The organism is Salsuginibacillus kocurii DSM 18087 (genome assembly GCF_000377705.1).
In the GTDB taxonomy this organism is placed as follows: Bacteria; Bacillota; Bacilli; order Bacillales; family Marinococcaceae; genus Salsuginibacillus; species Salsuginibacillus kocurii.
Window position 1 is genome coordinate 38,216 of record NZ_KB898624.1, and the last position, 16,335, is coordinate 54,550.

The 16,335-nt window shown below is 42.8% G+C and carries 13 protein-coding genes and 1 riboswitch; all 13 genes read left to right on the forward strand.

What is annotated here, in order from left to right; genetic code table 11:
* Positions 1-139: 139 nt before the first annotated feature.
* Complete coding sequence (resB, locus tag D469_RS0104510) at positions 140-1,807, forward strand: cytochrome c biogenesis protein ResB (RefSeq protein WP_018922179.1); 1,668 nt, start codon at positions 140-142, stop codon at positions 1,805-1,807.
* Positions 1,808-1,824: 17 nt separating this feature from the next.
* The gene (gene ccsB, locus D469_RS0104515) at positions 1,825-3,018 is read left to right on the forward strand and encodes a c-type cytochrome biogenesis protein CcsB (protein ID WP_018922180.1); all 1,194 of its coding nucleotides are present in this window, start codon (positions 1,825-1,827) and stop codon (positions 3,016-3,018) included.
* 369 nt (positions 3,019-3,387) lie between these two features.
* Complete coding sequence (locus D469_RS0104520) at positions 3,388-4,107, forward strand: response regulator transcription factor (protein WP_018922181.1); 720 nt, start codon at positions 3,388-3,390, stop codon at positions 4,105-4,107.
* Positions 4,108-5,928 (forward strand): ATP-binding protein, encoded by a 1,821-nt coding sequence (locus D469_RS0104525; RefSeq protein WP_018922182.1) that lies wholly within the window; start codon positions 4,108-4,110, stop codon positions 5,926-5,928.
* Positions 5,929-5,930: 2 nt separating this feature from the next.
* Positions 5,931-6,659 carry a class I SAM-dependent methyltransferase gene (locus D469_RS19620; protein ID WP_018922183.1) on the forward strand — a complete coding sequence of 243 codons (729 nt, stop codon included), beginning with the start codon at positions 5,931-5,933 and terminating at the stop codon, positions 6,657-6,659.
* A gap of 154 nt (positions 6,660-6,813) precedes the next feature.
* Positions 6,814-6,995: riboswitch (cobalamin riboswitch) on the forward strand.
* Positions 6,996-7,258: 263 nt separating this feature from the next.
* Positions 7,259-8,278, forward strand: a complete 1,020-nt coding sequence (locus D469_RS0104535) for an ABC transporter substrate-binding protein (protein WP_018922184.1) — start codon at positions 7,259-7,261, stop codon at positions 8,276-8,278.
* A complete protein-coding gene (locus D469_RS0104540; RefSeq protein ID WP_040606527.1) occupies positions 8,247-9,296 on the forward strand; it encodes a FecCD family ABC transporter permease in 1,050 nt (349 codons plus the stop codon). The genes D469_RS0104535 and D469_RS0104540 overlap by 32 nt, the downstream gene beginning before the upstream one ends.
* A gap of 20 nt (positions 9,297-9,316) precedes the next feature.
* Positions 9,317-10,783, forward strand: a complete 1,467-nt coding sequence (locus tag D469_RS0104545; RefSeq protein WP_018922186.1) for an adenosylcobinamide amidohydrolase — start codon at positions 9,317-9,319, stop codon at positions 10,781-10,783.
* Between the two features lie 118 nt (positions 10,784-10,901).
* The gene (locus D469_RS0104550; protein WP_018922187.1) at positions 10,902-11,474 is read left to right on the forward strand and encodes a cob(I)yrinic acid a,c-diamide adenosyltransferase; all 573 of its coding nucleotides are present in this window, start codon (positions 10,902-10,904) and stop codon (positions 11,472-11,474) included.
* 383 nt (positions 11,475-11,857) lie between these two features.
* Positions 11,858-13,297, forward strand: a complete 1,440-nt coding sequence (locus D469_RS0104555) for a spore germination protein (RefSeq protein WP_051081167.1) — start codon at positions 11,858-11,860, stop codon at positions 13,295-13,297.
* 23 nt (positions 13,298-13,320) lie between these two features.
* Entirely contained in the window at positions 13,321-14,412 is a 1,092-nt protein-coding gene (locus D469_RS0104560; protein WP_018922189.1) for a GerAB/ArcD/ProY family transporter, read from the forward strand.
* Positions 14,409-15,512, forward strand: coding sequence for a Ger(x)C family spore germination protein (locus D469_RS0104565; RefSeq protein WP_018922190.1), 1,104 nt, complete (start codon positions 14,409-14,411; stop codon positions 15,510-15,512). The genes D469_RS0104560 and D469_RS0104565 overlap by 4 nt, the downstream gene beginning before the upstream one ends.
* 64 nt (positions 15,513-15,576) lie before the next feature.
* Positions 15,577-16,299, forward strand: coding sequence for a peptidoglycan DD-metalloendopeptidase family protein (locus D469_RS22285; protein ID WP_018922191.1), 723 nt, complete (start codon positions 15,577-15,579; stop codon positions 16,297-16,299).
* Positions 16,300-16,335 lie beyond the last annotated feature (36 nt).

A 16,335-nucleotide genomic window follows, 5' to 3' on the forward strand; every position in this document is an offset into this window, starting at 1 on the left:
CCGGTATTGTTCTTTAAGGCGTTATAATAGAACTGATGAAACGATAAACTAGCCTTCCCTTCAATGATTGAGGGGAAGGCGATTTTAAGAATTAAAACATTGGTGCTATGCAACAATCGCCAGAGTTGGGGTGTTAAGTATGAGCAAAGTGTCTTGCGAATGTGGTCATATAAACCCAGAAGGCACTGAAATATGTGAATCATGTGGAAAACCGCTTCAACATGAGAACAAACAAGTATTGAATATGAGGTATGAAGGGGTAGCCCGCAGATCACAAACGTACAACAAATCAATAGTAGACAAAATCTGGAACTTTTTTTCTTCGGTTAAAGTAGGCGTGTGGATTATTGTATTAACCTTGCTGGCTTCTTCTTTAGGTACAATTTTTCCACAAGAACTATTCATCCCGCCAAATGTCGATCCTGCTGCGCACTATGCACAGGAATACGGTGTGGCCGGTAAAGTTTATTACACTCTTGGCTTTCATAATCTGTATGGTTCATGGTGGTACATGGGATTAATAGCTGCTCTTGGGACGTCGCTTATTATTGCAAGTATTGACCGGGTGGTCCCCCTGTACCGGGCTCTTAAAACCCAGCGCGTGACGCGCCATACTGGTTTTATGAAGCGTCAGCGTTTATATGGTACAAGCCAGCCGGAAAACGTAGACGAAACAATGGCTGAAGCTAAGGAGCTATTAAAATCCAAACGTTACAATATTCGCGAAGAAAATGGGAATTTGGTCGCTGAAAAAAATCGCTTCTCTCGCTGGGGTCCTTATGTGAATCACTTGGGCTTGATTATTTTCTTGCTCGGGGCGATGCTGCGCTTTTTCCCTGGTATGTATGTTGATGAAAATGTTTGGGTTCGTGATGGGGAGACAGTGGTCTTACCAGGCACGGACGGAGAGTACTACTTAGAAAACGAAGAATTCGTCCTCGAATTATACGACGAAGAGGATGAAAGATTTGTAGAGTCGATGGCTAGAACATCAGACCCAGTAGTAGAAACCTTTCAGACTAATGCGGTGTTATATGAGCGTGAACAAGGAGACACGATTGGTGTTGATGGTGAATTAACACGAATTGATGAACATCCAATTGAAGTGAACGATCCGCTGACTTTTGATAATTTCTCCGTCTACCAGGTGGATTACAAATTAAATGAATTTAGCGACATGAGTTTTGAACTTACCAACCGTGAAACAGATGAAGCGGTGGGGCAAATCGATATTGATTTGTTTGATCCTGAAGATACGTATGAATTGGATGATGGATATGCCGTAGATATTCATAGTTATTTTCCCGATTTCTTCTTCACCGATGACGGCGATCCTTCCACGCGCTCCAGTGTGCCGGATAATCCTGCTTTTATTTTTGAAATGAGCGGGCCAGACTTGGAAGAACCGGAAATCAGTTTTGTTGGTATTCAACAAAACATGGATGTAAATGGTGATAACCAATACGGGATGAACTTTGCTGATTTAGATACAAATCATGTTACTGCCTTAACGGTAAGAAAAGACCTGACACTTCCATTTTTAATTGTAGGTGGATCTATTTTCATGATTGGACTTATCCAAGGCTCTTACTGGGCTCATCGTAGAATCTGGCTGCAAAGAGGCGAGGATGGGAGCGTTCATTTAGCAGGTCATACGAATAAAAACTGGCAATCATTAAAACGTGATTTTGAAGCACTATCCAACCAAACCGAGCTACAGGTTCCTGCAGATCAAATTGAAGAAAAAGAGAAAAAAGAAGAAGCAGAGAAAGAAAACGAGACATCTTCTCGTAATGAGAAAGAGTAAAAAGGAGGTTCATCGATATGGCAGCTCTAAGTGAAACGTTGCTGCTCATTGCATTTTTTTCGTATTTCGCTTCCACTATTCTTTTTGCCGTTTCTTTAACAGGGAAGAAATGGCGCAACAAAGAAGGAGACATGTCCGGCAACCGCTGGGGCACGTTCGGCTATACTGTAGCGATTATTGGTTTTCTATTTGCGATGGGTTATTTCTTTACGCGCTGGGCGGCTGCCGGCCATCCGCCGGTTAGTAATATGTTTGAATATACAGCCTTTCTGGGCATTACGCTGACACTCGGTTTCATTGTGATTTACGCGATTTATAAATCCAATGTTCTCGGTTTGTTTACAATGCCGATCGCTATGCTGATTATTGCATACGCTTCGATTTTTCCGCGCGAAGTGGAACCGTTAATTCCAGCCCTTCAGTCGTATTGGCTTCATATTCATGTTATTACGACGGCGATTGGCCAGGGAATTTTGGCGGTAAGTTTTGTCGCTGGGCTTGTGTATTTAATCCGTGTGATCGATACATCGAAAGAACAAAAGAACAAGCAAACGTTCTTCCTTGAATTTATTATGTACTGCCTGGCAAGTGTCCTTGCATTTGTGGTGGTTTCAAATGCATTCAACCTGGCCGGCTTTGAATCAGAATTCAACTATGTTAATGAACTGGGAGAAGAGGCGGAAATTACCTATAACCTCCCTCCAGTCTTCGGTCCGCATGAAGGAGAAGTCGCTGATGAGAATCAAATGGACGCTCTAATTACCATGCCGGACTGGGTGGAAAGTGAAGATCTCAACACTGTTTTCTGGTCTCTTGCTTCAGGGCTTGTACTTTACGGTCTATTGCGCCTTATTTTTAGAAAGCGGCTCAGCTACGCGTTAAAGCCGGTGCTTAAAGGCGTAAGTCCGGATAAAGCAGATGAAGTAAGCTACCGGGCCATTGCAATCGGCTTCCCAATCTTCACCCTTGGCGGCCTGATATTTGCAATGATTTGGGCACAAATCGCCTGGACGCGCTTCTGGGGCTGGGACCCTAAAGAAGTATGGGCTTTGATTACGTTCTTATTCTATGCCGCTTATTTACATTTGCGGTTGTCAAGAGGATGGCATGGCGCTCCATCCGCCTGGTTAGCCGTGATAGGTTTTGCTATCATCATGTTTAACCTTATCTTTGTTAATCTCGTTATAGCAGGTTTGCATTCTTATGCATAAGAAAAGAAAGTCAGTCGCTTGCTGCGGCTGACTTTGTTACATAGTCCATGTTAAATAAGCAACAGTTTACGCGCTAAGCGTATGTTTTCACCACAGGCAAAGCACGTCATCCGCTAATTGGCTGTGAACGTTGCTTTCAGTAAGTTATGCTCATTTTATCCATTTTCGTTGTATTGCTGCGGCCAGGATTGGTTTATCACCGCTTGCTTCTAGACGGCGGCTGACCCAGTCTCCGGGCTGGATGATAAGTATGCTGTATCGTAAGGAAACGCTCTCCACTTTTCTTGCTGTTTATTGTAGGGCTCAGTTAGAATAAATAGTGGATGCTTGTTTTGTCGAACGTAGACGTAATAAGGAGGAAACTGCTAAATGGAAAAAGAAGCTCAAGTACTTGTTGTAGATGATGAAGAAAGAATTCGCAGGCTCCTGCGGATGTATTTAGAGCGTGAAAATTATGAAGTGACAGAGGCTGAAAATGGAGAAAGTGCATTAGCTAAGGCAATGGAAGAAGATTTTGATGTGATCTTGCTGGATGTAATGATGCCTGACATGGATGGTATTGAAGTCTGTAAAGAATTACGAACGGTAAAAGCGACGCCGGTCATCATGTTAACGGCCAAAGGAGAAGAAGCCAATCGGGTACAAGGCTTTGAAGTCGGGACAGATGATTATATTGTAAAGCCATTTAGCCCAAGAGAGGTCATCCTGCGGGTAAAAGCTCTATTGCGACGTTCCTCCAGCACGAAATTTTTAACAACTGAAACCGGAGCAAAAGATGTGCTCGTTTTCTCTCAGCTTATGATAGATAATGATGCTCACCGCGTTACAGTGGATAACGAAGAGATTAGTTTAACGCCAAAAGAATATGAACTGTTACATTACCTTGCCCAGGCTCCGGATAAAGTATTTTCGCGCGAACAGCTGCTAAAAGACGTCTGGAATTATGACTTTTTTGGGGATCTTAGAACTGTAGACACTCACATTAAACGCTTGCGGGAAAAGCTTAACCACGTTTCTGAGGATGCTGGAAACATGATCTCGACTGTCTGGGGTGTCGGTTACAAATTTGAAGCAGTGAATGAAGAGTAAATGATTTATTTCTTTCGCAGTATTGTTGGCAAGCTGTGGATGACAATCATCTTATTAGTACTTGTTGTATTAGCCATTCTATCGGTCTTGCTGCTTCAGTTTTTTGAACGTTTTTACATGAATGAAGCTGAAGAAGATTTAACAAACCGTTCAGAGCTTATGGCATCTGTCCTGGAAGGTTACGATGATTCAGAGGAAGCTTTGCAGACCATGCGGTATATGGCCAATGCATTTGATACTAAAGTGAGTATTTTTTCCGAGGAAGAAATCTATTGGATGTCTGCAGATAATAACGAAGAGACGATTCATTTACCACCGAGTGTGTTTTTGGAAGAAGATTCTTTTGACGAGGTGTTTGCTGGCGAAGAAGTAGTAACCTTGTACGGGGAGTACCCGGTTGGCAATGAAGGAGAACAGACAAATGAAATGTTGATTGTGGGTGTTCCGCTGGATCCGGAAGTGCTTGAAGGAGGAACGCTCTTTCTCTATCAATCTCTTGCAGTCATTGAAGATACTACAAGCGAAACACAGCGCATTATTCTCCTTTCAGGTGGTATTGCAATCATTATGACTACTGTATTTGCTTTTTTCTTGTCCACGCGAATTACAGCTCCACTTCGAAAAATGAGACAAGTCACGCTCGAAGTGGCTGAAGGAAAATTTGATACTAAAGTTCCGATTTTAACGAAAGACGAGATCGGCCAGCTGGCTAACGCCTTTAATCGAATGCGCCGAGAGTTAAATCGAAATATCAATGCCTTGAATCAAGAGAAAGAACAATTCTCCCGCATATTAACCAGTATGGCAGATGGAGTAATTACAATTGATCGTAAAGGAAAGATTGTAGTTACAAATCCGCCAGCAGACAGATTCTTGCAGGCGTATGCGTATGAAGTGGGAATTGACCACCGTGAGCAAATGACAGAACAAATGCCAAAGGATATAAAGAAACTGTTTCAACAAGTGGTGGCGCTTGAAAAAGAACAAGCGACTGAGTTTGATGTGCAAGGCAGAAGTTATGCCATTGTGATGACTCCCCTTTATGACGGAGAATTTGTGCGCGGGGTAGTAGCAGTCATTCGAGACATGACAGAAGAAAGACAGCATGATAAGTTGCGAAAAGACTTTATAGCTAATGTCTCACATGAACTACGCACTCCGATCTCAATGTTGCAAGGCTACAGTGAAGCGATTATCGATGATATGGCGCCAACAGAAGAAGAAAAGAAAGAAATTGGCCAGATTATATACGATGAGTCTAACCGCATGGGACGGCTTGTGAATGAACTGCTTGATTTAGCCCGAATGGAAGCGGGCCATATTCAATTGCAGCCGGAGTCAGTGAATGTAGGCGAGCTATTAAAGCGTATGGAAAGAAAATTTCAAGGGATGGCCAAAGAAAACAATCTATCAATGAAAGCTGAAGAAACGAGTGAATCACACGTTGTAGAAGCTGACCCTGATCGCTTAGAACAAGTATTAACTAATTTGATTTCCAATGCTATACGCCATACTGAGGACGAGGGCGAAGTGTTAGTCCGCAGCGTACTACAGCAGGATGAAGTTGTTATCGAAGTGGAAGATACAGGAGTTGGTATTCCTGAAGAAGATTTGCCTTTTGTGTTTGAACGTTTTTATAAAGCCGATAAAGCTCGAACGAGAGGCCGATCTGGCACTGGTTTAGGACTTGCCATCGCTAAAAATATTATCGAAGCTCATGAAGGGCGTATTAGTGTTCAGAGTAAAGAAGGCGAAGGTACACTATTTCAGGTGAATCTTTCTCTTTATGCTACAGACGAGCAGGATGAAAGGAACGAATAACATTGAAACCTTGGTATCAAGAACATTTTCAAGAAGATTATTTACGCATATACAAACATCGAGATGAGCAGCGGGCAGCACGAGAACTCGAGCAGATAATGACTTATGTTCCGGTGCAGGCTGGTTTACGCGGTCTTGATTTATGCTGCGGAGATGGCAGGCATTGTCGCTGGTTAGCTCGTTCAGGCGTCGCAATGACCGGAATTGATTTATCTCCAGCCCTTTTAAAACAGGCCCTTGATATGACGGGGGATTTACCGGTTCAGTATCGCCGTGCTGATGTGAGACATTTTTCATATCAGGAAGAGATGGATTTGGTGTTTAATTTGTTTACCAGTTTTGGTTATTTCACAGAGGATGAAGAAAATGAACAAGTGTTTGCTCATGCGGCCCATGCTTTGAAAACCGGGGGTTATTTTATTTTTGATTACTTGAATCCTCCCCATGTTAAATCACACTTAGTTCCTTATAATGAAGATTGTATTGATGATTTACGCGTAAAACAAAATAGAAAAATTGAAAATGGCTATGTTATTAAAGAGATCACCATCCAGGAAGGGAATTCAAAACGAGAATATATTGAACGTGTTAAGCTGTATAACCCCGATGAAATTGAAAACATGTTGCTGCGTAATCAGCTGGAGCCACTTTATACTTTTGGGGATTATGATGCGTCAACGTTACACAGAGAGCAATCCCCTCGTCAAATCTGGGTTTGTCGGAAAGTTTGATAAAAAAGAGACGCTAGCTACAAAAAGCTACCCTCTGCAACCAGAGTAAGATATAATCGAATAGTATATTAAACTCGTTCACACTTGGGTCATTTGCTAAGTCAGGCTTTTCAACTACCGAAAGCAAAAAGTGTATAAACACGCTGTTTTCGGTAGGTTGTGTGTCTACTTCGGTGAATGATAATAGGGAAGCCGGTGCAAATCCGGCACGGTCCCGCCACTGTAAGCGACAAAAAAGCACAGATGATGCCACTGCCTCAGAAGTTAAAGAGGCGGGAAGGTGGTGCTTGTCCAATCGTCGCAAGTCAGGAGACCTGCCTGAGTGTTTCGTATGCGACACCTTCGAGGAAAGGTCGAGCAGCCGCTTTTAGCAATCTATACTGGGGAGAATAACTCGGTGAGGTTGTGTAGGCAGTTATGTTCAACCGCCCCTCCAATGAAGGAGAGGGCTTTTTCTTTTGCTTTGTCAAGGAGAAGAACTGAAAGGTATGGGCCGGCTATTGGCTTAATTGAACATTTGAGCCATGAGTATCCACTGCATTTATAAGGTGAGCGTGCGCACGAACGAGGACCAATACATAGAAGGAGAGCCGATTAGTATGCGTAAACAATGGATAACGATAAGCTTTGCTGCTACATTGCTTGTTCTTGCAGCCTGTGGAGACGAAGAAGCACAAGAAGAGAATGGAGAAGAAGTGGAAGAAACAGAAGAGGAGACAGAATTGGATGAAGACCCAGCTGACGAAGAGCTAGCTGAAGAAGAGGAGGAAGAAAGTGAAGAGGATACGGTTCAGGATGCGCTTGGAGAGGAGATTGAAGGGCCAGAAGAGCCTGAACGCATTATAAGCTTAATGCCGAGTAATACCGAGACGGCTTTTGCGCTTGGCCTAGGTGATCAGCTAGTTGGGGTTACTGACTGGTGTGATTATCCGGAAGAAGCTCAGGATATTGAAAGCGTTGGCGATATGGAATTCGATGTAGAGACAGCACTTGCTCTAGAACCTGATGTCGTTTTAGCTCATGAATCAAACGTCCATAACGTTGAAGAAGGGTTGGATACATTGGGCGAAGAGGCAGAAGTGGTTGTAGTGAACGATGCTGATTCTTTAAACGGTGCTTATGAGGCCATGGAGATGATTGGAGAAGCTGCTGGTGCGCAAGAAGCAGCAGAAGATTTAATCACTGAAGTAGAAGAAGGGTTAAACGAAGTGGCTGCCCAAGCTGAAGAGGTCCCAGAAGAAGAACGGGTTTCAGTTTGGTATGAGGTGGACCCGGGCCCTGAAATATTCACAACCGGAAGCGGTACATTCGCTCATGAAATGATTGAATTGATCAATGCAGAGAATGCTGCTGCGGATGAAGAAGGTTGGATTTCCTTAACGGAAGAGGAAGCTGTTACGCTAAATCCCGATGTAATTATTACAACGTATGGAGATCATATAGACAATCCTGAAGCAGAAGTAAGTGAACGTACAGCCTGGGATGAGGTTGAAGCAGTTGCAAATGACCGCATTTATGATGTTGATGCAGATAAGCTCAACCGCCCAGGGCCTAGACTTGTAGAGGGAGCGGAAATGCTAGGTGAAAATGTCTACCCAGAAGTTTTCGGTGCTGAGTAAACACACAGCATGGGGATATCCACTGTTTGTAATTCTTTCATTACTGACTGTTTTACTAACGGTTGCTGTTGGCAGCGTGACCATACCTTTGCAGGATACAGCTGCTATCATACTGAATGAAGGCTTTCACATCCAAACAGGTGTTTATGAAAGCATGCATGCGAATATTGTGATGGAGATCCGCTTGCCGCGTACATTGTTAGCTTTTCTAGTAGGGGGGGCGCTTGCTATTGCGGGCGCTTCCTTTCAAGGTTTTTTGAAGAATCCATTAGCAGATCCTTATACATTAGGTGTGTCTTCCGGCTCGGCATTAGGGGCAGTGACTGTGCTCTACTTGGGCCTTAGTCTCCCGCTTCTAGGGAGTTTTACTTTACCAGTCATTAGTATTATCGCTGGTTTTATTACTCTTTTACTTGTCTTATTTTTTGCCCGCTTAATTCAAAAGTCCCTATCTACACAAACTATTATTTTAACAGGCATTATCTTCAGTTCTTTCCTTGGTTCACTCATTTCTTTGCTGATTGCGCTTACAGGTGATGAATTAAGACAGATTGTTCATTGGCTGATGGGGAGCGTGGCTATGCGAGGGTGGGACCATGTGCTATTAATGATCCCTTTTTTTATCGTTGGTTCTTTTATTTTATTTGCCAACGCAAGAGAATTAAACACGTTTGTGTTTGGAGAGGAAACGGCACGGACGCTAGGAGTAAATACAGAACGCAGAAAGTATTGGATATTGGGTGGAGCCTCGTTGTTAACGGGCTCAGCTGTTGCCGTTGCGGGAACGATTGGCTTTGTTGGGCTTGTCATTCCCCACCTTGTCAGGCTTTTGGTCGGGCCAGATCATCGTCATTTGCTCCCTCTCTCCATTTTAGCAGGAGGAAGTTTTTTAGCGCTCACAGATATGGTAGCACGTACTATCATAGCGCCAACGGAGTTACCGATTGGAGTTATAACTGCTATGATCGGAGCTCCGATCTTTGGAGTGCTTTTATATAAACAACGCCGCAAAGAGTAACGAGGAAAGGAGGGGCTTTAATGCTTCGTGTTGAACAGTTAAGTGGAGGATATGGCCAGAGAGACATTGTTTCGGATCTTACATTTTCAATTGAGAAGGGAACGTTTTTTGGGGTGCTTGGTCCAAATGGCAGTGGGAAAACGACGCTGCATAAGCTGTTAGCGGGCTTAATTCCCCCTCGGACCGGGAATGTTGAGATTAATGAGGTGTCTATGTCTGCTATGAATGCAAAGGACAGGGCGAGGAAAATGGCTGTCCTTCCGCAACAGCATCTTGCCTCTTTTTCCTATACGGTGCGTGAAGTCGTAGAGCTCGGCCGTTATTCTCATCAGCGCGGTTTATTTTCGTTTCAAAGCGCTGAAGATGAGAAGGTTGTTAATCAAGCGATGAACGATACGGGAGTGAGGGCCTTTGCTGATATGTCCATAGATCGATTAAGCGGGGGAGAACAGCAGCGGGTGTTCCTCGCCAGGGCTCTCGCTCAGCAACCTGACATTTTGCTGCTTGATGAACCAACGAATCATTTGGATGTTTCGTATCAATTACAGCTTTTAGACACATTAAAAAAGTGGAATGAGACAAAACAGCTGACTGTACTGGCTATTATTCATGATTTGAATTTAGCTTCAATGTATTGTGATGAACTGCTTTTATTAAGTAAGGGAAAAATAGCAGCAAAAGGCCGACCTGCTCATGTTTTAAAGGAAGCCAAACTTCAAGCAGTGTACGGAGCTGATATTCAACAAAAATACCATCCAACTGTGCCGAGTCCGCTGCTAACTCTGTCACCTTCTGCAGAAGAAACAAACTCAGACTCCCTTTTATCACGACTTACGATTCGTCAGGACAGCGACGCCCTCCGCATTGATGCGCCTAGCTACTTTAAAACGTTCTCCTCTGCGTTAATTGGGGCAGGTTTTGGCTGGGCGAATTGCTTTTACAACTTTCAGATTGCTAAGGAATATGATAGGTCGGAGGCTGAGGAACACGTTTATAAGCAGACAGCAGACGACGGAATTGATTCAAGCGATCTTGTCGGAATGATCACTGCTACCCTTGAGAATCGATCTATGAAGCGCCTGCAGGTTGAAAATGTGGATGTGTTTATCCTCACAACTGCAGATCCGTCGAGCGCTGTCGATGCCTCAACTGGCTGGGCGACAAAACCAGGCCAACAAAGGAGCGGTACAATTAACACATTTATTTTTATAGAAGGGACATTAAGCGAACTTGCCTTTGCCCAAGCGATAGTAACGGCTACAGAAGCAAAGTCGAAAGCCTTTCAGGATGGCGAGGTGGTTGCTGCTTCCAGCCAATCTATTGCCACTGGTACTCCTATGGATGGCCTGGCGATAGCGGCCAGTCAGCAGGAACCAAACCATATATATGCTGATACGTCTACACCGCTCGGACGCTTGATTGGAAAAGGGGTTTACGAAACGTTAAGTGAAGCTTTGAAATATAGCTGTAGCCGGAACCATTCATAACTCAATTTCTTCATTTAGTTCGCGGCAGCGACAAAATACAATGATGATAAGAAGGGAAAAGGTTCACTAGTAAAGCAATACACATCAAAATTGATGAAGAATGAAGGGAGAGAAGAACATGAAGCTATATACAAAAAAAGGTGATCAAGGCAAAACATCTATTATTGGGGGTCGTCGTGATAAAGACGATATTCGTATAGAGGCCTACGGAACCTGTGATGAATTAAATGCTTTTGTTGGGCAGGCCGTTTCCTCACTTTCCGTAGAGACGTTTCCTGATCTAGTGCAAGAGCTTGTCAATATTCAGCATGAATTATTTGACTGCGGAAGCGATCTGGCTACGGTCAAAGAAAATCCCGAATATAAAGTTACTGAAGATATGACCACCTTTCTCGAAAAACGCATCGATGCGTATACGGAGGAATGTTCTGAATTAAAACGTTTTATCCTCCCAGGAGGTTCCCAGTCGGCTGCGCTTATTCATGTCTGCCGCACTGTAGCAAGAAGGGCAGAACGAGAAACAGCCCGGCTTAATAAAGAAGAGGAAATTAATCTGGAAGTACTGAAATATTTAAATCGCCTCTCTGACTATTTCTTTGCGGCGGCGCGGGTTGCGAATCACCGCTTACAGGTGGCGGATGTAGAATACGAACGTAGTGCGATTGTATTTAAACCGGATAATGAGAAATAAGGAGTTTAAAACAGCGTCTAATACTCTCTATTCATACCTTAGTCTTCACTGACTTTTGGTGTGAAAGGGAGTTTTTTTATGCCGTAATAATGTCTAAATAGTTGAATGGAACGGTATACGTGCAACTAAGGATCAGCCTACGGAGAAGGCCTTAGCCAAGTTTTCTTTATTACTTTTTTGTTGGGGAGAATGGTGAAAGGAGGGTCATAATGAAAGTGGGTGTTAACGAATCTTTTTAATACCCAGCTACATGTTCTACCGTGAATAGTTCTTTTGACGTTGTTTCATAATAACAGCAGTCAACAGTGAAAGCAGGGGGTGAGAAGGTGTTTAAGAAAAGGTACCAACAACATCAGCTAAATGACAATGAAACGATTGAAGAAATGCTCTCTAGACTTAATGAGAGCGATGATTTTGAGCGGATGGAGATACGCTCTGACACCAAGCCCTTATTTATTAGTTTTTTTGACCCTATGGTTGATATGGCGTCTATGCAAGAATATGTCATCACCCCTCTCAAACTGCGAAAGGTTACGTCAAAAGAAGATATTATTAAAACAATCTGGAATATAGAAGCTACTTGGTCGACAAATACGAATGAGGTTTATGAAAACTTAGGTCGAGGCCATGTATTTATACAACTTGAGCGCAGAGCAAATGAAGGATTACTTATTGATGTGAAAAATGTCATTAAGCGAGAAGTAACTATGCCAGAAATTGAATTTAGTGTCACGGGGCCACAAGAAGCGTTCGTTGAGACGCTAAGTGACAATATTCACCTGCTGCGCAAACGAATTCCACATTCCAATCTTATTGTGAAAGACAAAGTAGTTGGTACAGAATCGAATACAAAATTTGCTATCTTGTATATTGATGGACTGGCTGACGAGGTTAACGTGAACACGGTAATGCAGCGCATTGAAGAAATTGACTTTGATCATATCCAAGATGCAACGACAGTAGCGCAAATGATTGAAGACCATACATTTACGATTTTTCCGCAATTTATTAACACCGAACGACCTGATCGCGCAGCATCCGTATTAGTAGAAGGAAAAGTAGTCATCTTGGCTGAGGGTTCTCCAGAAGCAATTACGCTCCCTTCTACCTTAATGCAGTTCTTCTCCTCATTGGAAGATTATTATTTACCCTGGTCAATGGCTAGTTTTGTTCGTTTGCTTCGGTTTTTTGCGGTAGGTTTTTCTGTCTTAGCTACTTCAATCTATGTCGCAGTAACGACTTATCATTACGAAATGATTCCAGAGGATTTACTAGCGACATTAGTGTCGTCAAGGAGTAATATTCCGTTCCCCCCCATCGTGGAAGCATTATTTCTCGAATTTACAATTGAACTCTTGCGGGAAGCAGCAGCCAGGCTCCCGACAAAAATTGGTCAGACCATCGGTATTGTAGGTGGGATCGTAATTGGTCAAGCCTCAGTAGAAGCCGGCCTTACAAGTAATGTTCTACTTATTATTGTGGCCTTAGCAGCACTTGCTTCATTTACAACACCTGTGTATCAAATGGGTAACACGATTCGTATTATTCGCTTTCCTTTTCTTATAAGTGCGGCTGTTTTAGGAGCGATAGGGATTGCTATTGTGTTCATGTTTCTGCTCGTACATTTACTAAAATTAACATCGCTCGGGAGACCGTACTTGGAACCAATCTACCCATTCCGTATTACAGACTGGCGCGATGCCTTTGTCCGGTTTCCATTTCAGTATTTAAACAAGCGGCCAGCGTTTGCCCGTGCCCAAAAAAGAGCACGGTTTCCAAAAACGAAATCCAAACAGTACAAAGATAAAGATATTGACGAATAACAGTTGAAAGGAGAGAAGTGAAAATGAACATAAGCGAAACAAAACAAGTCTCTCCTTTCTTTGTTTTCTTTTTAATTCATGCTATGCAAGTAGGTATTGGCATTCTTACTTATCAACGAGCAGTAACGAAGTTTAGCGGAGAAGATTCATGGTTAGCAGTCCCAATAGCCACGCTCGTAGTATCCATTATTATTTGGATGATGTACCAAGTCTTGAATGCTCATAATACAGATATAACAGAGATTCATAAACGTCTGTTTGGCAAATGGATTGGTGGCTTATTAACGATATTATTTTCACTCTACCTCTTCCTTCTGGCTGTCTTTATCCTGCGGGCTTATATTGAAGTGATTCAAGTTTGGGTTTTTCAAGAGTTACAAACTTGGCATATAAGTGTGCTGGCTGCTTTATTTTTTTATTCCGTCGTAAGTGGCGGCTTCCGGACGGTAACCGGATTATGTGTGGTGGGGGTGTTGCTCCCTTCAGTTTTGTTTTTTTTTATGTTGATACCTCTCGAATATGCACACTGGGTCAATTTAACCATTTATATTGATCATTCGTTTATAGAGATTTTACAAGGAGCGCTGGAAACGACCCTTTCTTATTTAGGCGTGGAAATGCTGCTTGTCTTTTATCCGTTTATTAAACGGGCGCAAGAATCACAATTATGGGCGCAAATTGGCAATGCGTCCACCGGCTTTGTATACCTTGTCATTATGTTAGTTTCCATTGTCTTTTACAGTAAAGAACAGCTGCAGGAAACGATTTGGCCGACATTAACGATGTTAAAAATTATTCATCTTCCCATTATTGAACGCTTTGAATATATCGGGATCTCCTTATGGATAGTCGCTATTTCGCCGAACATCGGCTTAGCTATTTGGTCTGCGAGTCGCGGCTTGAAAAATGTCTTTCTAGTTAAACAAAAGTATATCCTCATGTTCTTTAGTATCTGTGTTGCCTTTCTTCCTCCTTTATTTGTTGACCGCAGAGAAATCGAACAGTATGGGGAGATAATAAGTGACGTTGGCATGTACGTTATGTTGGTTTATATTCCTTTTCTCTACGTATCGCACCTTATTTTTCAACGGATAAAGAAGGTGAAAGAAAAATGAAAAATTGTCTGCTCATGCTCGGGCTACTGCTTGTAGTAAGCGGCTGTGTAGAAACAAAAGTCATTGAAGAAAGCTCGCTCATACAAGCTTCTGCATTTGATAAAGCAGAAGATGGAAAGATCAAACATACAATTACTTATCCTTCATTTATTGATCAAGGGGAAGAAAGTCACCTTCGTGTGAAAATGTTATCAGCAGTGGCAGAAACCACGCAGAAAACGAGCTCAGATATGGAGAATAAATCACAACGGACTTTGCGAATCGGTCAGCTGCGGGTCGTATTGATTGGGAGAGAGTTGGCAGAAGATGGTATTAAAACGATTTTGGATACGTATTACCGTGATCCTATGGTTGGGAATCGGATTTATATAGCTGTAACAGATGAAGACGCGGAAGAGAGTGTTAAGATAGCTACACTAGAGCGAGGAGAGAGAGCCGGGATGTATTTTTCAGATTTAATTAAGCACAATGTTGAAAATGAGAATATGCCCGAGACCAATTTGCATTTATTTGTATTTGCAATGTTTAGTGAAGGAAAAGACCCTCATTTGCCGTATATCGGCCAAACAGGGGAGCGTGCAGAAATCGAAGGAACTGCTCTATTTAAAGGAGCAGAAAGTAAAATGGTCGGAAAGCTTGATATGGACGAATCATTTTTATTACAGAAGCTGAAAATTGGACCGGCAGAGGGGACAAAGCAGTTCCACGTAGATTGGGGAGATATAGACAGCCATGTGTTTTTAGAAGACATTCATTCCGAGACGAGAATTAGTATGGATCAAGAAGCGCCAGAACCTACATTTACCATTAAGATTACTATGCGTGGAATAATCAATGATTTTGATGAGCGACTAGACTTAGGCGTAGAAGGAAAAATGGAGAAAATGGAAAAGAGCATGTCGAAGCAACTGGAAGAGGAAATGAAACAACTACTTGTTAAACTACAAGAACTTGAAGTCGACCCGGCTGGATTCGGACAACAGTATAGACAAGCTCATAAAGGGTGGGACCGTGAGGAATTTTATGATGAGATTTACCCTAATTTGCAATTTAATTTCGATGTTGAGGTGAACGTTGTACAGTCAGGCGCGGTAGAATAAATAGTCATAACTTGTCCACTTGGTTCATAGAGTATAGTGAACGCTATTGGCCAAGGAGGAGACGATGAAAAAACAATTCTTTCTTTTTATCATAACAGGGGTAGCTTTTATGTTAATTGGTTCATTCAGTGAAACAGATACCGCTCAGGCTCATAACCACGCTAAAGTCTGGCCTGTAGCGGAAGAGGGAGAGATTACAGATACCTTTGGCACTCGCGGAGGCACACATTTCGGAATAGATATTGCTGCTCCGGCAGGGACACCAGTAATAGCGGTGGCAGAGGGGATAGTGTCACGGTCTTACTACTCCTCGACTTATGGAGAAGTCATCTTTATTGAACATCCATCGGGTAAAGAGACGGTGTATGCGCATTTACAGGCGCGCTATCTCTCAGAAAATGACCCGGTAAACCAAGGAGATTTTATTGGTGAACTGGGTATGACGGGAACAGCAAGCGGGCCTCATCTTCACTTTGAAATTCATGAGGGACCATGGACGGAAGATAAACGCTACGCGGTCGACCCTCTTGTACATATAGGTACATCCCCCACTCCAACTCACGCCGGGGCTGCACCGCATGTTGATGGGCCTCAGCATGCACAAGTGCTTTCTGAGTCAGAAGTAAGCTCATCTTCTGGTGAAAAAATTCATACCGTAGAGGAGGGGGATAGCTTATGGGAGATTTCCGAAAAGAATGATATCTCCTTAACTGAATTAAAGGATAAGAATGATGTGAAGGACCATTATATTTATCCAGGGGATGAAATTGTAGTGCCAGCTTCTTAACGTGTTGAGTTGGCTTAACAGAAGGAAAGAAAAACA